Origin of the sequence: Methylophaga sp. (assembly GCF_009711715.1) — a bacterium.
Classification (GTDB): Bacteria; Pseudomonadota; Gammaproteobacteria; order Nitrosococcales; family Methylophagaceae; genus Methylophaga.
Genome location: NZ_VENF01000020.1, coordinates 1 through 24,726, shown reverse-complemented (window position 1 = coordinate 24,726; position 24,726 = coordinate 1). Strand labels below are relative to the sequence as shown.

The window sequence follows — 24,726 nt, the reverse complement described above, 5'->3', positions numbered from 1 at the left end:
AAGATGAATGAGTTTGATACGGACTCAGCAGCAAACCAAATGCTGACCGACCTACAGGCCGGTCAGCATGAACCGGTTTACTCTTCTACGCTGTAATCATGTACAAACTCAATGATTTGTAATGCATCATCCGTGGCCTGGGTAAAGCCATCGATACCATCCAGATCATTAGTGTCGTTGGTATCCAGAATCCCGTCATTATTTTCATCGACAGTATTAGGCACAGTTTCGAAGCTGACGCCAGGGACAAAAATCTCCTGACCGTCATATGTCACTGTGGCCCCGGTAATAAGATTTACTTCCACCGACTGATAAATATCATCACTCAGATCGGTGGGCGTATCCATACCGTCAACCTGTACATTAATCCAGGTTGTTGTCGCGCCGTAAGTGATTGAGGAACCATCGTAAACATAGTTGGCCAGCAAGGTGCTCAGTTCATCGTCGACTTCCAGGAACTGACTGACAGTGATAACGCGATCGACAGTCAACGAGGCGGTTTTATCTGAACCGGCAGCGAGCAATGAAGCCGCTAAATCCAGCTGAACACTTTCGGGGACCAGGAAAGTATAAGTACCGGAGCCACCCTCCCCACTGTAATCGACACTGACTTCCAGCAAGCCATCGTTATTCGTATCGCTTGATGTCAGCAATGCCTGATATAAGGCCAGATTTTCCAGCGGTGAATCAATGGTGGCACCATCAACGATCAGCATGCCGGCTTCAGTCAACATATCGCTGGTCAGGGTCAGTCCATCCAGTTTTGACAATGCCTCTTCCAATGAATGAGAAATCACATGACTGGGTGCGCGTGTGACATTACTCCGACCCAATTCAACTTCCTGCACGGCATCCGCATATTCAGCAGGCAATTCATAGTGACCATCACCATCAGGATCGGTCAGTTGAACCACTACCGGCAAGCCATCAACAATAATGACGGGTTGAACCTGGCCATTGGCATCCAGTATGGGGTCGCCATTATCGTCACGCAGAATGACCCAGAGATCGCCATACTCATCCCCTTTTTTACTGCCGGCCCCCTCAGGTTTGCCCTGAGTACCCTTGCTGTGCGGGTTCAGTTCGCGGTTACCCCGGGCCCAGGCCGGTGCATCAGAGTCATCATCCATCGTCGATAAAATCTTGCCGCGAACACTATCGGCGCCACCACGGCCGTCGGCACCTTTACCTTCTCCTCTTTTACTGCCCGATCCCTTCTGCTGTCCATGATCACTGCTACCGTGGTCGACACTGCCATGATCATCTGCAACAGCCAGACTGCTATTGACCGAGATTAACCCAAGACTGGCCGTGATCATGGCGGCCAGAGTGAGTCTTTTAGCTAGAAACTGAAGTTGATTATTTTTCATGATTCATCCTCCTGAGGAATGATAGAAACCCGGTTTAACTGACCGGGAGATTCGTTATATAAGAATTACATTAAATTCTTATATAATTATTAAAATCCGTTGGTTGGTTTATTAAAAAGCGAATACCCTAGAACCGGAGCCCCAGCCCCAACCGAAACAAATTGCTTGAGCTATCGAAGCTCATCTCATCTGAATTACTGCCACCGCCGTGGGTCGTCACAAAGTCATAGGATTCATAATTGGTACGCGTATAGTCGAGCCGGATAAAGCTTTGCTTTGTCAGTGGCACTTCGGCACCCAGACCAAATCTGAACCCATGGAGACTGTCCTCCCTCTCAATATCAAGATTAGCGTTGTTGCCCTTGCGCCACTGGGTAGTGAACTCGGTTCTGACAGGGCCAGCACGCAGGTACAAAACGCTACCGCTGTCGAGGATATAACCGAGCTTGATAGCAGCCCCGATGGTTTCACCCACCTCAACCGAGAAATCACGTCCACCGCCACCGTTGGTGTTACGTTCATGCTCCCAGTCAAGCGACGTCACTTCGCCTTCCAGCTCCAGAGCAAGCAGCATTCTCTGCCAGTTAACCGCATAGCCAGCGAAAACTCCGGGTGTAAAGCCGTGGTCAGCAAACTCGGCATTGAAATCATAGGGCCCCATGCTCTGGTCTCGGTGCAAACCGCTCAGATCACTGGCTGTCATCCCGTAGCCCATATGCACACCGGCATAAGGACCGGCGAGTGAATCAGGTTCTACTTTAAGCTGATGCCTGGGCACGGCACCAAAGCGCCAGCCAATGCCGAGATTGAACAGTGCTTCGTGGATGGCATAGTCTTCATTAAAGCCGGTTGAAACAATATCTTTGTCTTCGTAGTTGGTGACGGTGTAATCCAGACGGGCAAACCATTGCTCTGTCAGATCAAGCTCAACGCCAACACCAAAGCGCAGACCATTGAGATTGAACTCATCGTTATAGGCATTTTGTGGCTCGTCGTTGAGCTGGTAGAAAGCATCAAACTCGGTTCTGACGGCACCGACTCGGGCATAAAGCAGACTGTTGTTAATCAGTGCCCTGCCCAACCGCACACTGGCACCGACAGTCTGGTTTTTCTCCAGGCTGGATGTACGACTGTCGGCTTTGCTCTTGCGGTGGTACCAGTCGGCATCACTGTTTTCGGTTTCCAGCTCCAGACCCAGATACCAGTGATTGCGGTTCCAGCCATAGCCACCAAACAGGCCACCGGCGAAACCGGCTTCACCATAGCGGGCATCATCACTACCGCCTTCTGTTCTCTGTTCTGAGCTATGCGTTGCAAGGGTGTTATGGCCAAGCTGTCCACCGACATAGAAGCCATTAGGGCCGGATGCTGCTGCCTTGCCTGAACCCCATACCCGCGACATGCTGGTATCCAATTCATTCCGAACCGGATACAACCTCGCATTAATGCTCAAAAATATCTGATGGCTGTCGTAATCGAGTGAGTTTTCAAGCCGGTCAAAATCCACACTGGAATCACGATGCAGATAGCGGTAGTCCCCGGACAGATAGATATGTTGGGTCAGGTCGTACTGCAGGCCGAACCCCACATCAAGATAATCATCCTCACGGCTGATTTCCTGGTAGTCATACTCACTCCAGCTGATATGCGACTTGAGGATCAGATAAGGCAAAAGCCGGTGTTGCAGGTTAGCACTGTAGATGGTTTCAACAGCACCGGGCGAGGCAAACAGCGTGGTCTCAGTAACATCACGTTCCACAGCGGCCGAAATGAGCGTGCTGGGACCGCTGAGCCAGCGAAGCGAAGCACCAAAGTCCGGTTTACTGATATCACTGAAGGCTGCCTCATCGTACTGTTGCCAAAGGTGTCCGAGATAGACCTCTGATTTCAGCGTCTGGCTGATCGTCGATGTAAAGCCTGCGGCCAGTCGATAGCCATCCGAATCGCGTTCAAATAAATTGTCGTCGGGGGTGTTTTCATATTCCCTGCGATCATAAATGGCCTGCACAAACGGGCTCATGGTGGGGTTCTGATTATGCGTCAGCCGCAGGCCCAGGCCGTAAATATCCCTGTCCCGGTCATCATTATTCAGTATGCCGGTCTCTGTTGGCACATCATCAAAATCAAGTTGCTGCCAGGTGCCGCCCAAACGCATGGCAAACTGGCCAAACTGCCTGACGGTGCCTGCATGCGCATCAAGCGAACTGAATTCGGTTGGATAGCGACCGAAAAAACTGTCGGGTGAGGCACGTGATTCATGGTCTTCACTGTAGCTGAGGCCGGCAAAAAGATTGTCTTTCTCAGACAGGTCATAACGGCCTGAAGTACCGAGTCTGAAATCATCATAATCTTCAGTGTCGTAATCCTGGTATCGACCTATATCCGCGTTGGCAAAAAAGTCGAGTTCATGTTTCTGCCAGTCGGAACTGATGTTCAGTGACGGGGAAAAAATGAGAATTTGATCGGCTTGCTTGTCCGTGCGGGTGGCGAAGATATTGTCATCATAAACGCCGGTCAAACCCAGCTCTGGTGTGACGACAAAACTGCCTGTCTGAAATCCGCTTTTGGCAGGTGTCTGTTCAGGATCATCTGCCAGCGCCATACTTTGCTGACACAAAACTAACAATGGCAATGCTATGACAAATTTCATCCCGAGCTACTTCCTTCCCGTCCAGTGAGTCACGTTTCAACAGCTTCAATATTTCTCTTTAACCTACTCAATAATTTAGCTGATTAACTCCAGGACAGTTCATTTTTCAGCGTTAGTCTTGATCTCGATCAAGTTCTCAATTTCACTCTTGGTCATCCCCCCAGAACTGCCACCATTTCCTGCGATTTTCACGTGATTGTTGTCCCTGTTCTGAGCCCTTGCCCAATTCCTTTTGTTCCTGCCCGGTTTTCATCTCACGCTGTTGATTCATGCCCTGGCTTTCATCCTGATGCTCACGCAGTCTTTCACGATCCTGATCTCTCATCTGCTCCTGTTGTCTGTCCCCCTGCTGTTCGCCGCGGTATTCTTCTTTGTGCTTTTGTTCCTGTTTTCTTTCCTGCTCCCGTATTTGCTCGGTCTGTTCACTCTTTTGCTGGCCCTTGCCTGATCCTTTACCCGGGTCGGTCATGCCATGAAGCGGCCAAATGACGGCACTTGTTACTAATAGGCTGATAAATAGTTTTTTCATTATGGTTCTCCTGTTATTTGTCAGGTTTCCAGCGGCCAACGGACACCGGCTAACTGATGGCGGTAGGTTTGTTCCAGATCTGGATCTATATCGCTGACATAGGACAGCAAGCCGTCGAGGTACTTTTTGAACCCGGCAGTGGAATGAAAACCACGTTTTTGAGCGTGCTTCTCAGGACCAATGTCAGCATGGTTAAGATGGAAAATGTGTTGACGGATTTTATTGCGAACCTGCTTTTGCAGGCGGGGTTGTTCACCGTCGACCAGGAGTCCCAGGACAATTTTTCTGGCACCGGGGGGCACGATGACAGTTTTGCTCATATTGGGTGACTGACCATGGGATCGCATCAACCGGTAAATCTGATGGATGAAGGCCCTGGCCCGAGCTCGTGAAAAATCCCTCAGCGGCGTTGAAAAACAGAGATCGTCTGCATAACGGCTGTAAGTTAATTGCTCCTCTGCCGCCAGACACAAAACTTTCCTGTCGAAATTCACCATGACCAGATTGGATAAGGCCGGACTGGTCGGTGCGCCTTGTGGCAGATGCCCCATTCGCTGCCCGTGATATTGGCTGATAACGGCATAATGATCGGCAATTTGCCACCGGTTCCGACGCCGGAAAGCGGTCAGACTGCCCAGCCGGGTGCACAGTCTTGCCAGTTCAAATGCAATCAACGGCTGGTAACCCAGGCTTCGAAAAACCCGGTAAACATCAATCTCGGAAATCGCACTGAAAAAATTATACAAATCGAGTTTTATCAACCAGCGACAGCCGCAATGAACACTGGCAGCATTCTGGATGGATTTTCCTTTCTGAAATGCATAACTTACCGGGCTTGGCCGAACCAGAGTGAGGATCTGCCGGTAAATCCACTGCTGTACTTTCAGCAAATTCTCATCAGGAATGGCGATGATACGAAAGCCGCCTGACTTTTTTCTGATCCTGAATGTTTTGTAGGGCTCTGGCTGTTGTCTGGCAACAAATTGTCTGAGAATGGCATAGTCAGTCTCAGTCATATCAGCCAGTTGTTTAAGACTGTTAATAACCGGAAAACAGGCGCCGGTACTTGCTGATGCTGGTTGCAAGCCCTGAAGGGGTAATAACTGAGAGTGCTTTCGACTCATCTACTCTGACCCATAGGGGATGGTGTCGTGGCAAGCCAAGAAGGTAACGCCGCAGGCGCAGACGCGACACGCTTAATTACGAGCAAGGGCTTGGCCGAGAAGCTGGAGTAGTCTCCGCTCCCACTTTTTTCAGTTGAAAAAAGCGTCGTTAGCAATCTAACGTGCACTAGATGAGTCATCCGGCACTCCCAGTTAATCATCGATAAAAAAATATGAATGTGATGTCCATCAATGCATGAACTCGCGCTGGAGATAACCCCGCAAATGCGCTTCAATCTCTTGATTTTCCATACCTGCGAGGTCTTTGTTTTTTTCCAGAATGATATGTTTTCTAATCATGGCCGGCATTAACTTACGCAACTCACCCAAAAAATCCGGTGATGCTATAACGACAAGATTGCCGAGACTGCTGACATCATGGAGATCCCGCAAGAAGGAAATAACCAGGGTTGCAAATGACGCCACCTCATGATGTTTATGCGTATCTGCTGCCTGATAACTGTGACTGCCTCCTCCTTGAGACATAATTCTGCCCGGAAGATCGGAGGTCAGTTCCTGTTCCAGGCTATGCCCGCTGGGATTTTTTATCTGCTTGATTGCTGACAGCGACGCATGCCGGTTCTCAGCGCTAAAGATTTTGGCCTCTGCCGCGTTGGCCACTAATACAGTCATCATCGTCGTATCTCTCAAAAAAATGGTCTTTTATTCAACAATCAGTAATCGTTCACGCAATGTGTTTATTTCATCCAGCAAGTCCAAAGCCAGCGCAGCACCAGCGATATTCACTTCAAGATCCCGGCACAAACGCGCTGCTTTGCGGACTTTCTGTATGCACTCAGCCTCATATAATGCTTCATGTTCCGTTATAGTCATTGCTGATGGTGCTATCACACCGTAATCGAGCATTTCTGCCAGCGTTGTTGCCGGCAGTTCACAGCAATCACAAATCTGTGTGAACGATATGAGATGACTATTAAGCTGATATAAGTCGGTATTCGATTGCAATGAACCTGATCTCCTGCGTCTTCAACTGCTGCGTTATTTATCAACCTTGATTTCTATAGGCTTTGCTTTGGCCTTGGCTTGTTTGGGTACGGTCAGTTCAAGCACACCATCGGTTGTTTTTGCTTTGATTTTTGCCAGGTTGGCAGCCTCAGGCAGCGTGAAGCGACGCATGAAACTGCCACTGAAGCGTTCAATGCGTTTGTAGTGATCAGACTGCTCGCGTTTCTCTGACTCTCTTTCACCTTTGATAGTCAGCACATCATTTTCAACAGTGACTTTGATGTCATCAGCTTTTACACCAGGCAGGTCCGGCAGGTCCGCTTTGATGATGTATTTGTCTTCTTCCTCGGCAATATCAACGGCCGGAGACCACTCCTCACTATCGAAATTAGCTACGGCTCTGCTGGGAAAGAAATTACTGAGTTCACGCTGTAATTCGTTCATCAAACTCAATGGTCTGTATTGGGTTGTCATCTCAATTTCCTCTGCTTATGCAATCGGTTTACTGTACTGTCTGATTGATAATTTGCTCTGCTTCAAGCCAATCATCCAACTCGTGTTCGCCTTCAAAACCGCGTTTTTCGGCAAGGTAATAAGCTGCTTCTTCAATCAACCTGTGGCGCTCTGAAGTAAATGGTGGAGCAATTTCATTCCTTTTCTCAGGCGGGCTATCTTTCTTTGCTTGTGCTTTTGCCATGCTATTTCTCCATCATTGTGAGAGGAAGATTCCAGATAAAAACTAAGCAAAGGGTATGCCTGTTTTTATCCTGTTGAAATATATGGTTTTTTCATGTCACTTTGATGGTGTTGATATGCCGGGTGTCAACAAAAGTAGACAGTATATTGATGGGGTTCAGGGAAAGGCCGTTACAGGGGGGATTGTCTGGTTGTCTACAAAAGTAGACAGGCATCTATTTTTTCATACACTACAGCCAGGACTTGTTGATCTTTTATATCCACCACTGCTGGAGGCTATTTTTGTGTCCGGCAAGGCGGAAAGAGCGCTGTATAGCCATTCTGCTTGAGCGATTGACAACACAGCCGGGCGCAAAAATAGTTTCAGCCCTGCGGGTTGCGACTGAAATAGCGCCACGCGGCGTTGCTCGTGGTTTGTTTAGAATAACTAAACGGTTTTCCTCGCGCCTTATTGACGCTTTTTCAGCCACAACAGAGGCCGAGATCAAAGATCAACAAGCCCTAGTGCTCTAATCCATGTTTGTCCACAAGTCGATATAACATCGCCCTGGAGACCCCCAGGTAGCTCGCGGATTGACTCATGTTGCCATGGAGTTTAACCAAGGCAAGCCGGATAGCCTCCTTCTCGGCTTGATCTTTTATGGCTCTCAGCTTGTGCGGAGCGTGTGATGTGTCGAGCTGAATCAGCCCCAAATCGTGAGCAGTCAGGCATTGGCCATCACTCATAATGACGGCTCTTTTGATACGGTTCATCATTTCACGGATATTGCCATACCAGGCGTAGTGCTTCATCTGTTCAAGGCACTCAGACGAGAATCCTTCATAGTGTTTTTCATGCTCTGCTGAAAACTTGTTGAGAAAGTAATAGGCCAGTAGCTCTATGTCCTGTTCACGCTCTCGCAAGGGGGGAGTTTTAATTTCAAGCACGTTTAACCGGTAAAAGAGATCGGCACGAAAGCGCCCCGCTTCAACCGCTTTTTCCAGATCAACATTGCTTGCCGCAATCACCCTGGTTTTAATTTTTAAAGTGTCCGTACTGCCGACCCGTTGTATTGTTCCTTCCTGCAGGAAGCGCAGCAGGTTAGCCTGTTGTTCCAGTGGCAGTTCCCCTATTTCATCAAGAAACAGTGTTCCGTTCTCAGCAGCTTCAATAAACCCTTTTTTACGCTGACTGGCCCCAGTGAATGCGCCCTTTTCATAACCGAATAACGCTGCCTGAATGAGGCTGCTTGTGATGCCTCCGCTGTTCACTGCCATGAAGGGCCCTGCTTGACCTGACATCTCATGTAATGCCCGAGCAACCAGTTCTTTTCCTGTACCGGTTTCACCGGTAATAAGCACAGGACTGTCTACGGTCGAAGCTTTTTTGATGGTTTGCTTGAGTGCTTGAATCATAGTGCTGTGGCCAAGCAAAACACGGTCAAAAATAAGATTGTCTGTGAGGACCGGGTTAGATGAAGTCATAGCAGGCCTGACCTGCTATATTGCGGGGATAGCCTTAATTTTGAGGTACTGCGAGCTCTGAGTTGATTGTGCACAGCGCCCTCAGCAGAAGCAGACTGTTCCAGTACACTGGCAGCACTTAATACCAGTGATTTGAATTGTGTGAATGTCATCAGCACATGAGGCGCAGATGCTGATTTTTGTGGAGAAGGATTTTCGAAATCGACAAATTCAACACAGCGGGATGGCGAGGCTAAATCTTTTATCGCTTGCTGATTAATTTCACCGGTAAGCCGCTCACAGTAGCCTTTTCCGAGGCGGACCATAGATGAGAGAATGACGGGAGCAAAAAAGCCGCTGAGAGACAATGGCTCGTAGAGGGTGCTTTTCAAATTCACTTCCCCTGACCCAGATTTCTGGGTTTAAAAATCAGCCAGTCATCAATATCTGACCGAACTGACATGATAATCATCATAACACTTGAGCACGCTTTATTCAGACAATGTCGAGTGTTCAGAACTGTATGGGTAACAGTATCCAATGATTAATTATGTATCTCGCTTGCAGAAAGTCACATTGATCTAAGTCAAGAGCACAGCAAATGTTTTGTTGTTTTGTTAATTAGCAATGCGCGCAGGATGAGTCTGGTCACTCTATGTGTAGAGAGACTCGTGTGGGGACAGCGCTCAACCTGTCTGACTGACGCTCTGTCTGAAGCGAAGAAGAGAAACAATAAAAAAGACCAGGCCTATCAGTAATAGCGCCAGTATCTCGAATCGAATCATATCCAGACCCGCACCGCGATACAAAATCGCCTGCGTCCCGGATACATAGTGTGTAGAAGGCATGAACTCCATCAGGACTCTTGCCATCGTCGGCATACTCTCCCGAGGTGTGACACCGCCGGATAGCATCAGCATTGGCATCATTACCAGCATCATCAGTAGTCCGAATTGCGGCATACTGCGTGCGATTGTCGCCATGAAAATACCCATTGACGTGGTTGAGAACAGGTAGAGGCCGGTCAGCAAAACAAAGAACCAGACTGAGCCCTGAATAGGTATGCCTAACCAGCCTTTAATGACGAAGGTGACCGAGAGCGTGGAGGCAATCAGGACAATAAGCCCGGTGGCCCACACTTTTGCCAGCATGATTTCGGCCGGCGTCATCGGCATCACCAATAAATGTTCAATCGTGCCATGTTCCCGTTCGCGGATAAGCGCTGCTCCGGCCAGGATGATAGAGAGCATTGTGACCATTTCCACCAGTTCGTTAATCGAGCCAAACCATGGCTGTGACATAGTGGGGTTGAAGCGGATACGGTAAGCCAGTTCAACCTGTTCAGTCGGTGTCTGTCGATAGCGTTGCACAAACGCATTGATTTCATCCGCGACGATCTGTTGAGCATATCCTGCGCCACTGAAAGCCTGTGACATTCGGGTTGCATCCACGTTGAGCTGAATGGTGGGTGATTTTCCTGCCAGCACATCACGTTGAAAATTCGGCGGAATATCCAGTGAGAAGGTGAAGTAGCCTGCATCAAGGCCGGCATCCACTTCCTGTAAGTTAACCAGATAAGGCGGCTTGAACTCAGGTGGCTGAAAAGCGGAAATAATTCGGTTTGACAAAGCTGAACGATCTTCGTCGACAATCGCGATGGGTACCTTGTTCAAGGTGTCAGGCATGGCTGTCGCTGCAATATAAATCAACAAGGAAAAGCCGTAGCCAATGAGCACCAGCATGATAGGGTCACGAAGAATGCTCCAGAGTTCTTTGATACCCAGGCGGTAGACATGACTGGCCCGGATCATCGCTACTTCTCCTGTTTATTCAAGAGAAAAATGGATACTGCCAGTATCACCAGTGCACCCAGTGCGATAGATAATATAGACGGCAGTAATTCTGGCAATGTCAGCGCTTTGTTAAAGACGCCACGGCTAATCATGATGAAATGTGTGGTGGGATTAATCTCACCGATAATTCTGCCCACACCCTCCAATGAGGAAACCGGGTTAATCATGCCAGAAAACTCTATCGTCGGTAACATCGTGGCCATCGAAGTAAAAAATATGGCGGCGATTTGACTGCGCGTGAACGTTGACGACAACAAACCCAAGGCGGTCGCATAGGTGACAAAAAACAGCGAAGCAATAACCAGGGCAATAAAGCTTCCCTTGACTGGCACCCCAAACAGCCACACAGCAAAGGCAGCCATAAACAGAAAGTTAATCATCGCCAGCGCAATATAGGGTAGTTGCTTACCCAGCATAAATTCCGTTCGCGTCACCGGTGTCACGTAAAGGTTAATGATCGAGCCCAATTCTTTTTCCCGTACCACTGCCAGTGCACTGAGTATGGCCGGAATTAATAGCAACAACATGGGGATCACCGCAGGAACCATCGCGGGCAAGCTTTTGACATCCGGGTTGTAGCGGAAGCGGGTTTCAATATTGGCCGCAGGCGGATGTGTGATACCAAGCTGCGATACAACCCAACTCTGGTGCATACCTTTCACATAACCCAGCACAGTCTCTGCACGCTGGGGCATGGCTCCATCTATCCAGGCACTGATCTGGACCGCTTTACCCCGTGCCAGATCACGAGAGAAATGCGGTGGAATTTCCAGCGCCAGTGCCAGTTCACCAGCGCGCATTCTTGTATCCAGTTCGGCATAATCCTCGATAGGTGGATGCTCGATGAAATAGCGTGAACCCGATATATTGAGGGTGTAATTCTGACTCAGCATGGTCTGGTCACGATCCAGCACGGCATAGCTCAGATCATTCACATCCATGGATATGCCATAACCCATAATCAACAGCAGCAACAGGCTGCCAACCAGGCCCATCGTGAGTCGAACCCCATCCTGCTTCAGCTCATGCATTTCCCGAATACTGTAGCTGAGTGCACGTCGCCAGCTGAATATCTTATTCTGACTGGATTCAGATTCAGGCCTGTCCCGAACCATCGTTTCAGATGTTAAGGACTGTACTGAAGCGCTTGGGTCAATTGCCGGTTCATGCTGTCTCAAATAGGCAATAAAGGCTGCTTCAAGTGTCGAAACGCCCTGTTTATTAATGAGGCAATCCGGCACATCTGTATCAAGTACCCGGCCGGCGTGCATCAGTGAGATGCGATCACAGCGCTCAGCCTCGTTCATAAAATGAGTTGAGATGAAGATGGTCACTTTGTCATTTCGGGACAACTCAATCAGCAGATCCCAAAAAGCATCCCTGGCAATGGGATCGACACCGGATGTGGGTTCGTCCAGAATCAATATTTCAGGTTTGTGCACCACGGCAACTGCCAGAGAGAGACGCTGTCGCATCCCCAGCGGTAACTTATCCGGCAGACTGGTTGCGACATGATCGAGCCCAAAGCGTGACATCAGGGCATGCACGCGTTCAGGGATAAGTTCTGCCGGTACATTAAAAAGCTGGGCATGCAAAACCAGGTTTTGCTTAACACTGAGCTCACTGTACAGAGAAAATGCCTGCGTCATATAGCCAACACGCCGCCGCGTTTCAATGTCGCTGGTTATGACCTGATGACCAAACAGGTTTGCCTGTCCTTCGCTGGGTGTTAACAGCCCTGTCAGCATTTTCATCGTGGTGGTTTTGCCACAGCCATTGGAACCAATGAAACCAAAAATCTCACCACGCCTGATTTCAAAGCTCACGTGATCGACGGCGACAAAATCACCAAAACACATCGTCAGCTCCCTGGCCTCGATGGCCAGCTCACCGTGGTTGGTGAACGCTGGAATCGATATGGCAGAATGCCCCTGTTTCTTGGTTTCAGGCAGTAAGGCGATAAAGGCTTCTTCAATGCTGCTGGTATTCGTGGCCTGATTTAATGCCGCCGGCGTGCCGGTCGCCAGGATTTGGCCATCATCCATTGCGACCAAAAAATCAAACCGCTCCGCCTCTTCCATGTAGGCGGTCGCGACCAGCACACTCATACCCGGACGTTGCGCTCTTATCTGATTTATCAGTTGCCAAAATTGATTTCTGGACAAGGGATCGACGCCGGTCGTCGGCTCATCCAGTATCAGTAAATCCGGATCATGAATCAGCGCGCAACACAGCGCCAGCTTCTGCTTCATCCCACCTGATAATTTGCCTGCAGGACGGTCAAGGAATGGATAAAGCCCCGTCGCCCTGGTCAGGTGATCTATCCGCTGCCGACGTGCATGTCGGTCATGGCCAAATAAACGACTGACAAACTGCAGGTTGTCCTCCACTGACAATGAAAGACTTAAATTCTTACCCAGCCCCTGGGGCATATAGGCAATGGTAGGACAGACCTGCTTACGATGACGTCTGGATGCCATGTCACCACCCAGCACATTGAGCGATCCACGCTGAAGTTTTCGGGCACCCGCGATAAGTGATAGCAGACTGGATTTGCCGACCCCATCCGGGCCAATCAAACCAACGATAGTGCCGGCCGGTATGGTCAGATTAATAGCCCGAAGTGCCTGTTTGGAACGATAGTTCAGGCTGACATCGACCAGTTCGACAACGGCTGCTTTATCGCCTTGCCCCATTATTCAGGCACATTGATCTGAAGCGAGGCCGGCCAGCTCGCCTCTGGATCAAGTTTCAGCCAGGTCACCCCCGGTAATCCGGTTTTTACCTGCCGGATATGTTTTGCCAGCAAATCAGGGGGGATACGCACTTTCACACGGAACATCAGTTTCTGTCTTTCCTCTGCCGTCTCCACGGTTTTCGGTGTGAACTGGGCTACACTGGAGATATAGCTGACTTTGGCAGGGATGACATAATCAGGAAAGGTATCCAACACAATACGTGCGTCACTACCGAGCGCGACCCGACCGACAACGGTTTCAGGGAGGAAGAAAGTCATATATACATCAGTCAAATCGACCATATTGATGACTTTGCCGCCGCTGGCTAATACTTCTCCGGGTTCTGCAACTCGGTACTGCACTCGTCCGTCTCTGGGTGCTTTGAGCTGACTATCGGCAATATCCACTTCGATGCGTTCAATCGTTGCTTCCACTGCTGTGACAGCAGATTGGGCACCATTCACCTGTGATTGCGCAGAAATGACGGCGGCTTCGGCGGCCTTGACCTGTGCTCTGGCGGCAACCAGCGTGGCTTGAGCACTCCTGACAGCGGCTTCATCGTCATCGAGTTGCTGCCTGGAAGCCGAACCTTTCTGGGTCAGGCTCTGGGTCCTGTTCAACCGGCGCTGTGCATTTTCCAGCTCACTGGCACGCTGCACGACCAGCGCTTTTGCTGCTGCGACCTCGCTCTCCTGCACCGCAACCTGGGCCTGGGCACTGGCGACGGCGTTCATCGCTTTTTGTAATTCGGCCCGGGCTTCGTTGAGTTGCGCATTCAGCACATCGATTTGCATAGTGGCAACGATATCGCCAGCTTGAATGAAGTCACCTTCATTGGCATAAATCGCTATCACCCGCCCCGCGTACTTGGTGGCAATATCTATCTCAGTGGCCTCAATCCGCCCATTTCCATTAACGAGATAATCGGCCGCCTGTGACTTTTCCTGCGTGAACCAAAACCAGACAGCGAGAGTGACTAAGACAATGAGCACTATCAAAAGCAGTATCTTTTTAACAGTGTCTCTCATGCGGTTTCCTTCGCTATCATGAATTCAGGGCATCTGTTACCAGATGGAAAAGACTGTTTGCAGTTTTGGCCTCTGTGATCGTGATTCACCGGTTCGAGCCGCTGTACTCATTCCATAGTCTCCACGACTGAGATACCGTTGCTTAATACTAAGGCCAGCCCTGTCGCAGAATCAATCATTTCAACAATAAGCGATTATCAGTCCCGCGCCACTGATTCAGATCAATATTGCCAGTGAATTATGCAGCTATTTCGTGACCGCCTGTTTGGCTCGTGCATTTTCATCCCTGCATTACAGAGGATAAGACTTCACAGGCGATGACATTTTTATCGGCTGTATAAGAAAACTAAAGGTAATTAAAATCCACCTGGAACAGCTTTTCAACGACAGCCACGTCTTTCTGTTCAGAGATAAACAGGATGAGATGGTCATTCGGTTCAATCACCAGCGATTTTTCCGGGAATAAAATTTCTTCGTCCCGCAGCAATGCAGCCACATTGGCACTTTCCGGCAACTTAAGCTGTTCTATATGCCTTCCCACGACCTGGGAAGTTTTGATATCACCATGAGCAATGACCTCAATCGCCTCTGCGGCCCCATTTTTAAGAGAATGCACCGTCACCACATCGCCACGCCTGATCTGGGTCAGCAAAGTGCCGATAGTGACCTGAGCCGGCGATACGGCAATATCTATCGCACTTTCAGTGACCAGGCCCACATGACTGGCTTTACCAATGATGGAAAAGGTTTTTCTTGCGCCCAGTCTTTTTGCCAGCATGGCTGACAGGATATTGGCTTCATCATCATTGGTGACGGCGCAGAAGACATCTGTTTTAGCAATATTTTCCTCCAGTAACAGGGAGGAATCAGCAACATCGCCGTTTAAAATAATGCTGTTATGAAGCTCTTCTGCCAACGACCTTGCCTGCAGGTCATCATGTTCAATTACTTTGACCTTGTAACTGTTTTCAATAAGTTTGGCCAGTTGCTTACCGATATGTCCACCACCTGCAATAATAACTCTCTCATAGGGTTTGTAAGCTGGCCTGAAGACTTCAACTAACTTCGCGATATGCTTGGTTTCAGCTAGAAAGAAAATTTCGTCATTGGCTGCAAGTTCGACTTTGCCCTGCGCCGTTATCACTTTGTTATTTCTAAATATCGCTGCTACCCGCATCGAAATTTTGGGTAGGATCTGCAACAGATGGTGAATGGGTTGGCCGGCCATCGGACTTTTCTTATCTATTTTGACTGCAACGAGTTGCGCTTTACCCTTAAAAAACTCATGCACCTCGGTGACTTCCGGCTGCTGAATCAAGTGCTGGAGATACTGAGTCACAAGTTGCTCAGGACTGATAATGACATCAATGGGTATCACATCAGGCTGGAATAAATTGGCTTGTTCGACGTAGGCACTTGCCCGGATTCGTGCCAGTTTTTTGGGGGTCTTGAACAGGCAACTGGCAATTTGGCAGGCGACCATGTTCACTTCGTCATTGGCCGTGACGGCAATCAGCATATCAGCATCTTCCGCGCCAGCGGCCACCAGGACTTCCGGACTGGAAGCATGTCCGGTGACTGTGCGTAAGTCGAGACTGTCCTGTAATCTGTTGAGTAGTTGCGGGTCCGTATCAACAACGGTGACATCATTGCCTTCTGCCACCATGCTTCTAGCGGTTGAACTGCCTACCTGACCGGCGCCCAGGATGATAATTTTCATTGTAAAGTCCTCATCAGTTACGCCAGTACGCAGGCAAAAACAAGATCAGTAAGGTGAACACCTCAAGCCGACCCACCAACATGCCGAAAACACCTAACCATTTCACGGTGTCGTTGACGCTGGCAAAGGTAGTCGCCACCTCACCCAGGCCCGGACCAAGCAGGTTGATGGTGGCCACGACAGCGCCAAATGCTGATTCCAGATCCAGCCCCGCTGCCATCATGGCGACCGTTAATAGTAGTGAGGTAACGACGTAGAGCACATAGAAGCCCCAGACTGAAAACATCACTTCTTCTGAAACAGGCTTTTGCCCGAGTTTGATAGCGATAACCGCTCGGGGATGAACTAACTGAAATAATTGTCGCATGCCCAGTTTGGCCAGCAGCAGAATCCGCATGACTTTAATACCGCCGGCAGTTGATCCGGCACAGCCACCGATAAATGACGTTATGACCAACACCAGGGGGATATGTAATGGCCATTCCCCAAAGGTGGCAGTGCCGAAACCGGTACTGGTCAGAATAGAAGCGACCTGAAAAGCAGCATACCTCAGTGAAGAAAGTAGTGATGGGTAGCTGGCACAGGCAAACAGACTGACAGCCACAACCAAGGTCGTCAGAATGAAAATCAATCCGTAGCTGCGGACTTCCGGATCATTGACATAAGGCTTTAATAACTTCTGTCGCAATACCAGAAAATGAACAGCGAAGTTAACCCCGCCAGCCAGCATGAAAATGATGGCGATGGACTCGATAAGCGGACTGTCATAGTGGCCGATACTGGCATCATGAGTTGAAAAGCCGCCCGTCGCTACCGTGGTGTATGAATGGCCTATGGCATCGAACAGGCTCATGCCGGCAATCCAGTAACTTATCGCACAAGCCACTGTGAGAAACACGTATATCATCCACAGAGAACGGGCCGTCTCGGCAATACGTGGCGTGAGTTTTTCGTTTTTGGCCACGCCTGAGGTTTCAGCCCGGTACAACTGCATCCCGCCCACACCAAGTAAAGGGAGGATAGCGACTGCCAGTACGATGATGCCCATACCACCCAGCCATTGCATTTGCTGGCGGTGATACAGAATGGATTTAGGCAATGCATCCAGACCGGTGATGACGGTGGCACCTGTGGTGGTGAAGCCGGAGATTGATTCAAACACGGCATCTGTCAAATTAAGGTGTAAACCGAACACAAATGGCAAGGCCCCGACCAGACCGAGAATGAACCAGAACAGCGCCACAACCAGAAAACCGTCCCGCACAGACATTTCTTCCCGCTGGTTTCGATTCAGTGCCCACAGCAGCATACCTAAGCCGAGAACAGCCAGGATAGAGGAACTGAATACCGGCCACTGCTGGTCCTGATAAAAGAGTGAAATCAGTAATGAGGGAATAAAATTCAGGCTGTAGAACATTAACAGCAGCCCGAATAATCTGATAATTGATCGCCAATGCATCACGACAGCTAACCTGCGATGCGGATGTTTGGGCAAAAATGGAATAATTCAATAAACATGAGCATTCCCGAATAACCTTGATGCTCATGCATTATGATTTGTGATTTATTTGGAAAAATAAAATTTTCATAAAAATTTTGATACGGCCAGGACGACAGAAATGAAAGCTTTATTACCCCTAAAAGCGCTGATGCGTTTGCGAAACGGACCGGCCGGACAGCATTTTATTGCGGTGATGGTGGTTGTCCTGATTACGCTTCTGGCAATCAAGCTGAACGCTTACCTGCCCCACACCAGTTTGCTGCTGTTGTTTATGACCGGCGTGGTTGTGGTCTCTTCACAGACGTCACTGGGCCCTTCCCTCTTCAGTAGTGTGCTGAGTTTTCTCAGTTTCAATTTCTTTTTTACCGAACCCTATTACACTCTCGACGTCATCCACCGCAGTGATATCGCGGCATTGATATTGTTTTTACTGGTCAGCGTGGTGACCGGTAATCTGGCTTCACGCATGCGCCAGGCGATTTCCCGGTATGATTTCGCACTGAAGGATCTCAACCATTTTTATTCATTCAGTCAGAAAATGACTTCGGCACTCAATAAGGAAGGTGTGCTGGCGTTGCTGCAGAAGAATGTTCAGTCTCTCTGTGACGCGCCGGTGAGTGTTATCTGCAGAAATCAACAGGGCGACTACGAAGCCATTCCCTCCCACAGTGAGATGCCTGATAAAGCTGTTCTTCACTCCCTCTGGCAAACAGGGACGCCAGCCCCCGGGGACACCACCGCCGGATGGACTTTTTTTGCATCGGCATTCAATAAAGAAGTGATGGCCGTCATTGCAATCAAAGGCAGTGCATCCGGTGATTTAATCAACAGTTGCCAGACCCTCGCCGATCTCGCTGCGCTGGCTTTACAACGAATCAAGCTGTTTCAGGATCTTGAACAGGCCAAAGTCTCATCGGAAACCGAACAACTGCGTTCGGCTTTGCTCTCTTCCGTTTCCCACGATCTCAGAACACCGCTGGCTTCTGTTATTGGTTCGGCATCCACACTGATAGAGCTCCATGCTCAAATCGATGAGGACAAGCAACTGATGCTGCTGAAAAGCATCCTCAATGAATCAGAAAGGCTGGATAGACACATTCAGAATCTGCTGGATATGACCCGTTTCGGACAGGGCAAGGTCAGCCTGAAACGCGACTGGGTAGATATGCAGGATATTATCAGCAGTGCACTAGGCAGGCTGGAGATGGTGCTTAAAAACTGTCAGGTATCAGTGGATATTCAGGAATCGTCACCGATTATCAACGTTCATGGCCTGCTTATAGAACAGGCTTTGCTTAATATCATCGATAACGCGGCGCGTTTCAGTCCTGATGATGGCCATATCAACATCAGCTTGTATAGAAACGCAGGGGACATGGTGATTGATATCGAGGATCAGGGACCAGGGATCGCAGATGAAGAAAAAAACAGGATTTTCGATATGTTCTATAGTCTCAATCAAGGCGATCAGCATCAGCGGTCCGGTGCGGGTCTCGGTCTGGCCATCGCGCAAGGGATGGTGAGCGCGCATGGTGGTAAAATCGAGGCACTTAATAAACAAGAAGGCCCCGGTGCCCTGATGAGGATGACACTTCCCTGGGCACAGGCTCAGCAGCAAATGAAACAATGAAATTACCACAGCAAAACATCCTGATTATTGAGGATGAAGCCCAGATCAGGAAGTTTCTGCGTATCAGCCTTGAATCCCAGGCCCTTAATGTTGACGAAGCATCAAACGCTACACAAGGACTCTCGATGGCCAAAGCGCACGCTTATGACTTGATTGTGCTCGACTTGGGTTTACCTGACATCGATGGTCAAACCGTTATCAGACAACTTCGCCAGCACTTGAAAACACCGATTGTCGTGTTGTCGGTTCGGGCTTCAGAAGATGAGAAAATTGAAGCGCTCGACAACGGTGCCAATGATTACGTCACTAAACCTTTCGCCATTGGTGAATTGATGGCAAGGGTGCGAGCCTTATTGCGTTTTAATCAAATTCTGGACCCTGTCCGGGATAGTATTCAGGTGAAAGACCTCGTCATTAATCCAACTTCAAGAGAAGTCTTTCGCGATAAGCAACAGCTCCACTTATCCCGCAAGGAATTTGATCTCTTGCATTTGCTGGCAATTAAGCCCGGCAGGATCCTTACCCATCAGGTATTGCTCAGCACGCTTTGGGGAGACAGTTTTGTCAATGAAACGCATTATCTACGGGTACTGGTCGGCCATCTGCGCCAAAAGCTCAGTGATGATCCAATGCAACCTGACTATATTGTCACGGTGCAAGGGGTTGGCTATAGACTTAAGTCATAAACAAGCTGCTGAATAATCCATTCGACAACGCAATGGGGCAACAACTCTGGGGGCCGGTGTTTATTGGCGCAGTCATTGCGGTGCTTACACGAATAGGCACGATTGCCCTGTTCAGCGTCACCTCGGCAGTCATCTACGGATACGCCAGCGTTTTCGCCTTTGCCAGTACGGCAGGATTGTTTACGCCGGAACACCTGCTATCAGTGTCACTCAATAATGCGCTGCTCGCCATTTTGTTGAGCACCGGGATCGGTGTCTCAGCGGGTTATGTAAACGCCGCACTGGTTGCCGTTCTGGTCGGACAGGAATCAACCAAGGCTTCCAAAATGGAGTCGGTTCCCAGTGAGTAAAGCGTAGCCTGAAAGCTTCGTTAATGGGCGAGTTAGCTCGCCCTGCGCGCCCTTTTTGTAGTCGTTCAATCGATTCAACTATTCAAAAAAACACGTTTCTCACAGGTCTTGTTTTCATGTTTCAAATTTAAGTTTTTGCATTTATTCATGGGCTTTTTTCACTCCCCAGAATGTATATACATGTGACGCAGAAACCAGCAAAAGCGCCAATAAAGCCAGCCATAAAAGCACATCAGCCTTGGATTCGTAGGGCAGCGTTTCCTCGACAATTAAAGCCTGGTAATGCTGCTTATCAATTTCTTCCAACGCTTCGGCATAAGCCGCGAGCGAACCGGCTTCAAAAGCCTGGTAAGGCACATCAAGGGTTTTGAAGAAACTGTGCAGTTTGCGTTCGGGGATGTCGGACCAGAGCGGATTATCGTTTTCCTCCTGCTCCAGCGTCATCGCCGTGTTCGACTTGAGATAAACCCAGTAGATGCCCAGATTCATCTCCCGATACAAACGGCGAATCTGTTCCTTATCCTCATCGGCCAGCAACTGGCCGCCATCTGAAACCAGCAACACAATACGTGAGCCTCGATATGTCTGCCCCTCGAACATTTCTGCACTTTTTCGCAAGGCATCGGCTATGTTGGTATCAGACAACCCTTTCCCTAAAGCATTGGCATTGATGGTGGCCAGTATCGACTGCTTGTTGTAGGTCAAAGGCAGCAAGTTAATCGCCTTGTTACTGAAAAAAACAAAGCCAAACCGGTCATCCGGCCGGTTTTTAATAAACTCGGCCAAATAGTCACGTGCCACCCGCCTTTTAGAATCAGGACCACCTACAGTGATTGAGCCAGCCTGATCTTTCACTGCAAACGGATTATCCATGCTGCGGCTTCGATCCAGCAGCACTATGATTTCAGCGCCTTCGCCGATACGTTCGACCTTCTTTTCCGGCATCTTGGGACTGGCCAGCGCAAGAATCAGTGATCCGATCACCAGTGTTGCCAATAGCTTCATCGTGAGACTGTAAATTCGAGACAAGGGATCGACCGGAACCAACGCACTCCAGGCCACTGTTTTATCCAGGTTGTGGTTAAACCAGGGCAGCAACGCCAAAGGCAGCAGAACGAGAAACCAGGGATGAAACCACTCCAGGCCCACGATACTCACGCCTGCGACTTCCGCTGGTGGCAGATTCGGACGGTCTGCAACAGCTGAGATTTAGCCATTTTCTCTCCCCTGTCATATTGATACGAACTTTTGCCACTACTGTTGCTATGGCGGGCAAAGGAGATTATGCCGCTCGCAGTCCATCAGCACTTTTCCCGGATGGCTGTAATTGTTGACTGAGAAGGTGGTATGCCGCGTAACATCCTGACAGACGCTCAGCATGGCACTTTCTTCAGATAATAGTGAATTAAGTCGCCACCAACTTTTAAACTCTCAGCAATGAATTTATATGCTGCGCAGGTTTTTCCTGACGTTGTGGCAGTGTTCAACTAGTTGTCTGGTTTCTTCCTTAAGCGATCTTACCTCCACATTAAGTTTTCAAAACCAGCCAGAACCCATTCTGGATGAGTCGAATAAGGCGGTTATCTGCTCATGAAAACGGTCTCGATCAGATTTTCTGTAGAGTACATAGGCCGGGAATGTGAACTCAGGGTATTCAGATTTACGCTCTAATAACCCTGCCCGAATATGCTGCTCCACAACCCGCGTTCTGAAATAGCCACTGCCGCCATTTTCCAGAATATAGTGCAAAGCCAGCGGGCCCAGGTTCACGGTGAGTTTAGCGCGTGAGAATTCCGGTAATGCCACATCATGCTGTTTTCTGAATTCTTCGCCCCAGTCGATATAAACATAGGGCTCTGGCGAAACGTTTGAGGCCACCATGATCAGCTTTTCCTCAAGCAGTTCCTCCACTTGGATCCCCGGCCAGTATTCTGGCTGGTGGACCACAACAATATCCAGCACACCATGTTCAAGCTTTTGCATTAGGGATTGACGTTCGTCGATTTCGGCTCTGACAGCCAGTTCACTCTCGGCAATATTGAGTGTGTTCAGCCACTGCAGCATGACGGGACTCCACAGGCTGATCTCTCCGCCGATATTCAGAACCTGGCGGGTACCGGCGGGCAGAGGCAAGTCACGCTTCGCTGCTTCCCAGCTTTGTACCAGTTTGGAAGCATGTTCAATAAAACGCTGCCCATCCGCCGTCAGGCTGGCACCGGAACGATTCCTGATAAACAGTTTACAACCGAGCTGACCTTCCAGATTGTGCACTCGTGCTGTCACCGTCGTCTGAGTCACATGCAGCTTTTCCGCTGCTGCAATAAAGCTGCCACTGCGGACAATTTCCAGAAAAGTACGGGCGAGATTGAGATCCATATAGGTTTTTTTGATATTAAATGAAATTAATATTCATTATACGCATGGATTCAATGCTCCCATAATGAGCTCGTTTTGTCTGGAACTGTAAATCGATTAGGAACAGGCCTGAGAGTCCCCTCTCCTGTCGCCCTTATCTTGTAGGGATAAGGTGCGAGAATTCGAACAGTTGATGGGCTCCTGGGAATAAAAATTATTCATCACAAAAGCGTCCAGATTTATCAATGTGCCGTTCAGATTCGGCAATGTTGATCCGCGATCACCACAGATTAAGGTAAATTCAATGCAAGCCGCCTCAAAATACAATACTGACATCACCAAATGGTTTGTCGTGACGGCGAGTATTTATCTGGTACTGGGCACCGGGGTGGGTGTGTATATCGCCAGTGAACTTGCCTGGCCGATACTCAATTTTGATAATCCGTATATCAGTTTTGGCCGCCTCCGTCCTGTACATACCAACATCGTGGTCTACGGTTTCGGTGGGTCTGTACTGATGGCAACGGCCTACTATGTGGTGCAGCGAACCTGCTATGTTCGCCTGTGGAGCGATAAACTGGCCTGGTTCACTTTCTGGGGATGGAACCTGTATGTGCTCGGCGCCATCATTACCCTGCCGCTCGGCTTCACCCAGGGGAAGGAATATGCCGAACTGGAATGGCCTTTCGATATTCTGCTGACAGCAGTCTGGCTGGTTTACAGCTTCAACTTCATGATGACGCTGCACCAGCAGAAAGTTTCACATATCTACGTGGCTAACTGGTTTTTTCTTTCAATGATGATCATGTTCACCTATTTGCATGTGGTGAACAGCCTGTCGATCCCGGTCGAGTTATTTAAATCCTACTCCATTTTTGCCGGGGTGCAGGACGCGATGATTCAATGGTGGTGGGGTCACAACGCTATCGGTTTTTATCTGACCGCGGGCTTCCTGGGCATCATGTATTACTTCGTTCCCAAACAGGCAGAGCGTCCGGTGTATTCTTATCGGTTATCTGTTATTCACTTCTGGGCTTTGATATTCGGCTATGTCTGGCTTGGTTCTCACCATCTGCAATACACCGCCCTGCCTGACTGGACCGGTTCTCTGGGGGCTGCCATATCACTTGCCATGATTATTCCGTCCTGGGGGGGCGCCATCAACGGCATGTTCACATTGAGTGGTGCCTGGGACAAGCTAAGAACGGATTATATTTTACGTTTTCTGATTGTTTCACTGGCTTTCTACGCCATGTCGACATTCGAAGGGCCGGTGATGGCATCGAAAACCGTCAACGCACTCTCTCACTACACAGACTGGACCATCGGCCATGTTCACTCCGGTGCCCTCGGCTGGGTGGCCATGATATCTATCGGCGCGCTTTATCACATGGTTGAGAAGCTCTGGAATACCCGGCTGTACTCGGTAAAACTTGTGAATGCCCATTTCTGGCTTGCTACCGTGGGAACCGCAATCTACATCACCTCAATGTGGGTGGCGGGTATCATGCAGGGCCTCATGTGGCGGGCCTATGACAGCTACGGCAACCTGTCTTATACTTTTGTTGAGTCCGTTGCCCAAATGCACCCGTACTACGCTATTCGTGTCGTTGGCGGGTTTCTGTTTTTCCTGGGAGCCTGCGTGATGCTCTTCAATGTGCTTGCAACTATCAGCCAGGCCTCCAGAGAGTCCAGGACTGAATATGTAGCAAACACCGCGACAACTTAAAGCGGGGGGAAACATGACACATCAGCTTCTGCTTATTTCAAGCGCTGCGTTAACAGCCGCTCAGCTGGCAGGACTACTGGTTGATATTGTCATTGTGAGCCTATTTATTTTGCTGTCAAAAAGGGTGTTTTCCCCCGGGAATGAAGCGCGTTTCATAGAGGAAAGTCTTATTCCACTCGAAGATGACACTGAGGGGTCCTAGGGATTTTGCCTCCAAATACTGCAAAAACCGTTGAAGGCCCCGTATTTACTGGCCTCCAAGCCACTATTAATTTTAATTTAGCTCGAGTTTCAGTATCTTCTTCGGCCTTTGGGTCAA

Annotated in this window: 21 protein-coding genes; 5 read left to right on the top strand and 16 right to left on the bottom strand. The window is 49.2% G+C overall.

Features of this window, described 5'->3' with window-relative positions:
- Nucleotides 1-77 precede the first annotated feature (77 nt).
- The 8 genes from FH755_RS12950 to FH755_RS12915 all read right to left on the bottom strand — a co-directional run bounded on the left by FH755_RS12950 (nt 78) and on the right by FH755_RS12915 (nt 7,375).
- Nucleotides 78-1,370 (bottom strand): hypothetical protein, encoded by a 1,293-nt coding sequence (locus FH755_RS12950; protein WP_292441537.1) that lies wholly within the window; start codon nt 1,368-1,370, stop codon nt 78-80.
- A 127-nt stretch (nt 1,371-1,497) separates the two neighbouring features.
- A complete protein-coding gene (locus FH755_RS12945) occupies nt 1,498-4,020 on the bottom strand; it encodes an outer membrane beta-barrel protein (RefSeq protein ID WP_292441536.1) in 2,523 nt (840 codons plus the stop codon).
- A 142-nt stretch (nt 4,021-4,162) separates the two neighbouring features.
- Nucleotides 4,163-4,549 (bottom strand): hypothetical protein, encoded by a 387-nt coding sequence (locus tag FH755_RS12940; RefSeq protein ID WP_292441535.1) that lies wholly within the window; start codon nt 4,547-4,549, stop codon nt 4,163-4,165.
- A gap of 20 nt (nt 4,550-4,569) precedes the next feature.
- Nucleotides 4,570-5,673 carry a reverse transcriptase family protein gene (locus FH755_RS12935; RefSeq protein ID WP_292441534.1) on the bottom strand — a complete coding sequence of 368 codons (1,104 nt, stop codon included), beginning with the start codon at nt 5,671-5,673 and terminating at the stop codon, nt 4,570-4,572.
- 228 nt (nt 5,674-5,901) lie between these two features.
- A complete protein-coding gene (locus FH755_RS12930) occupies nt 5,902-6,363 on the bottom strand; it encodes a host attachment protein (protein ID WP_292441533.1) in 462 nt (153 codons plus the stop codon).
- 12 nt (nt 6,364-6,375) lie between these two features.
- Nucleotides 6,376-6,678, bottom strand: a complete 303-nt coding sequence (locus FH755_RS12925) for a chaperone modulator CbpM (protein WP_292441532.1) — start codon at nt 6,676-6,678, stop codon at nt 6,376-6,378.
- Between the two features lie 33 nt (nt 6,679-6,711).
- Nucleotides 6,712-7,152 (bottom strand): Hsp20/alpha crystallin family protein, encoded by a 441-nt coding sequence (locus tag FH755_RS12920; protein WP_292441531.1) that lies wholly within the window; start codon nt 7,150-7,152, stop codon nt 6,712-6,714.
- A gap of 28 nt (nt 7,153-7,180) precedes the next feature.
- Nucleotides 7,181-7,375, bottom strand: a complete 195-nt coding sequence (locus FH755_RS12915; protein ID WP_292441530.1) for a DUF2934 domain-containing protein — start codon at nt 7,373-7,375, stop codon at nt 7,181-7,183.
- A gap of 55 nt (nt 7,376-7,430) precedes the next feature.
- Between FH755_RS12915 and FH755_RS12910 the strand changes: the two genes are divergently transcribed.
- Nucleotides 7,431-7,703, top strand: coding sequence for a hypothetical protein (locus tag FH755_RS12910; RefSeq protein WP_292441529.1), 273 nt, complete (start codon nt 7,431-7,433; stop codon nt 7,701-7,703).
- 172 nt (nt 7,704-7,875) lie between these two features.
- On the opposite strand, the gene FH755_RS12905 is transcribed toward FH755_RS12910, so the two are convergent.
- From FH755_RS12905 to FH755_RS12880, 6 genes are all read right to left on the bottom strand, one after another.
- Nucleotides 7,876-8,838, bottom strand: coding sequence for a sigma-54 dependent transcriptional regulator (locus FH755_RS12905; protein WP_292441528.1), 963 nt, complete (start codon nt 8,836-8,838; stop codon nt 7,876-7,878).
- 665 nt (nt 8,839-9,503) lie between these two features.
- Entirely contained in the window at nt 9,504-10,628 is a 1,125-nt protein-coding gene (locus tag FH755_RS12900) for an ABC transporter permease (RefSeq protein WP_292441527.1), read from the bottom strand.
- Nucleotides 10,629-10,630: 2 nt separating this feature from the next.
- Nucleotides 10,631-13,366 (bottom strand): ribosome-associated ATPase/putative transporter RbbA, encoded by a 2,736-nt coding sequence (gene rbbA / locus FH755_RS12895; RefSeq protein ID WP_366658783.1) that lies wholly within the window; start codon nt 13,364-13,366, stop codon nt 10,631-10,633.
- Nucleotides 13,366-14,436: an HlyD family efflux transporter periplasmic adaptor subunit gene (locus FH755_RS12890; protein WP_292441526.1), complete on the bottom strand. Its 1,071-nt coding sequence runs from the start codon at nt 14,434-14,436 to the stop codon at nt 13,366-13,368. Before FH755_RS12890 ends, rbbA begins: the two co-directional genes overlap by 1 nt.
- A gap of 346 nt (nt 14,437-14,782) precedes the next feature.
- Nucleotides 14,783-16,156 (bottom strand): Trk system potassium transporter TrkA, encoded by a 1,374-nt coding sequence (gene trkA, locus FH755_RS12885; RefSeq protein WP_292441525.1) that lies wholly within the window; start codon nt 16,154-16,156, stop codon nt 14,783-14,785.
- A gap of 13 nt (nt 16,157-16,169) precedes the next feature.
- Complete coding sequence (locus FH755_RS12880) at nt 16,170-17,615, bottom strand: TrkH family potassium uptake protein (RefSeq protein ID WP_292441524.1); 1,446 nt, start codon at nt 17,613-17,615, stop codon at nt 16,170-16,172.
- 160 nt (nt 17,616-17,775) lie between these two features.
- Here FH755_RS12880 and FH755_RS12875 point away from each other — a divergent pair, with 160 nt between their 5' ends.
- Genes FH755_RS12875 through FH755_RS12865 form a run of 3 tightly spaced genes read left to right on the top strand, consistent with a single transcriptional unit; the run spans nt 17,776 to nt 20,323 of the window.
- Nucleotides 17,776-19,287, top strand: a complete 1,512-nt coding sequence (locus FH755_RS12875; protein WP_292441523.1) for a DUF4118 domain-containing protein — start codon at nt 17,776-17,778, stop codon at nt 19,285-19,287.
- Complete coding sequence (locus FH755_RS12870; protein WP_292441522.1) at nt 19,284-19,973, top strand: response regulator transcription factor; 690 nt, start codon at nt 19,284-19,286, stop codon at nt 19,971-19,973. Before FH755_RS12875 ends, FH755_RS12870 begins: the two co-directional genes overlap by 4 nt.
- 32 nt (nt 19,974-20,005) lie before the next feature.
- Nucleotides 20,006-20,323: a DUF1097 family protein gene (locus FH755_RS12865; RefSeq protein ID WP_292441521.1), complete on the top strand. Its 318-nt coding sequence runs from the start codon at nt 20,006-20,008 to the stop codon at nt 20,321-20,323.
- Between the two features lie 141 nt (nt 20,324-20,464).
- Here the strand turns inward: FH755_RS12865 and FH755_RS12860 are convergent, their stop codons facing one another.
- The gene (locus FH755_RS12860; protein ID WP_292441520.1) at nt 20,465-21,481 is read right to left on the bottom strand and encodes a vWA domain-containing protein; all 1,017 of its coding nucleotides are present in this window, start codon (nt 21,479-21,481) and stop codon (nt 20,465-20,467) included.
- A 378-nt stretch (nt 21,482-21,859) separates the two neighbouring features.
- Nucleotides 21,860-22,699, bottom strand: a complete 840-nt coding sequence (locus tag FH755_RS12855; RefSeq protein WP_292441519.1) for a LysR family transcriptional regulator — start codon at nt 22,697-22,699, stop codon at nt 21,860-21,862.
- A 283-nt stretch (nt 22,700-22,982) separates the two neighbouring features.
- Here FH755_RS12855 and ccoN point away from each other — a divergent pair, with 283 nt between their 5' ends.
- Complete coding sequence (gene ccoN / locus FH755_RS12850; protein ID WP_292441518.1) at nt 22,983-24,407, top strand: cytochrome-c oxidase, cbb3-type subunit I; 1,425 nt, start codon at nt 22,983-22,985, stop codon at nt 24,405-24,407.
- The last annotated feature ends 319 nt before the right edge of the window (nt 24,408-24,726 follow it).

Excerpts from the sequence above, each read along its gene's own strand:
- FH755_RS12950 (WP_292441537.1), bottom strand. The coding sequence starts at position 1,370 with ATGAAAAATAATCAACTTCAGTTTCTAGCTAAAAGACTCACTCTGGCC.
- FH755_RS12945 (WP_292441536.1), bottom strand. The coding sequence starts at position 4,020 with ATGAAATTTGTCATAGCATTGCCATTGTTAGTTTTGTGTCAGCAAAGT.
- FH755_RS12940 (WP_292441535.1), bottom strand. The coding sequence starts at position 4,549 with ATGAAAAAACTATTTATCAGCCTATTAGTAACAAGTGCCGTCATTTGG.
- FH755_RS12935 (WP_292441534.1), bottom strand. The coding sequence starts at position 5,673 with ATGAGTCGAAAGCACTCTCAGTTATTACCCCTTCAGGGCTTGCAACCA.
- FH755_RS12920 (WP_292441531.1), bottom strand. The coding sequence starts at position 7,152 with ATGACAACCCAATACAGACCATTGAGTTTGATGAACGAATTACAGCGT.
- FH755_RS12915 (WP_292441530.1), bottom strand. The coding sequence starts at position 7,375 with ATGGCAAAAGCACAAGCAAAGAAAGATAGCCCGCCTGAGAAAAGGAAT.
- FH755_RS12910 (WP_292441529.1), top strand. The coding sequence starts at position 7,431 with ATGCCTGTTTTTATCCTGTTGAAATATATGGTTTTTTCATGTCACTTT.
- FH755_RS12905 (WP_292441528.1), bottom strand. The coding sequence starts at position 8,838 with ATGACTTCATCTAACCCGGTCCTCACAGACAATCTTATTTTTGACCGT.
- FH755_RS12900 (WP_292441527.1), bottom strand. The coding sequence starts at position 10,628 with ATGATCCGGGCCAGTCATGTCTACCGCCTGGGTATCAAAGAACTCTGG.
- rbbA (WP_366658783.1), bottom strand. The coding sequence starts at position 13,366 with ATGGGGCAAGGCGATAAAGCAGCCGTTGTCGAACTGGTCGATGTCAGC.
- FH755_RS12890 (WP_292441526.1), bottom strand. The coding sequence starts at position 14,436 with ATGAGAGACACTGTTAAAAAGATACTGCTTTTGATAGTGCTCATTGTC.
- trkA (WP_292441525.1), bottom strand. The coding sequence starts at position 16,156 with ATGAAAATTATCATCCTGGGCGCCGGTCAGGTAGGCAGTTCAACCGCT.
- FH755_RS12880 (WP_292441524.1), bottom strand. The coding sequence starts at position 17,615 with ATGCATTGGCGATCAATTATCAGATTATTCGGGCTGCTGTTAATGTTC.
- FH755_RS12875 (WP_292441523.1), top strand. The coding sequence starts at position 17,776 with ATGAAAGCTTTATTACCCCTAAAAGCGCTGATGCGTTTGCGAAACGGA.
- FH755_RS12870 (WP_292441522.1), top strand. The coding sequence starts at position 19,284 with ATGAAATTACCACAGCAAAACATCCTGATTATTGAGGATGAAGCCCAG.
- FH755_RS12865 (WP_292441521.1), top strand. The coding sequence starts at position 20,006 with ATGGGGCAACAACTCTGGGGGCCGGTGTTTATTGGCGCAGTCATTGCG.
- FH755_RS12855 (WP_292441519.1), bottom strand. The coding sequence starts at position 22,699 with ATGGATCTCAATCTCGCCCGTACTTTTCTGGAAATTGTCCGCAGTGGC.
- ccoN (WP_292441518.1), top strand. The coding sequence starts at position 22,983 with ATGCAAGCCGCCTCAAAATACAATACTGACATCACCAAATGGTTTGTC.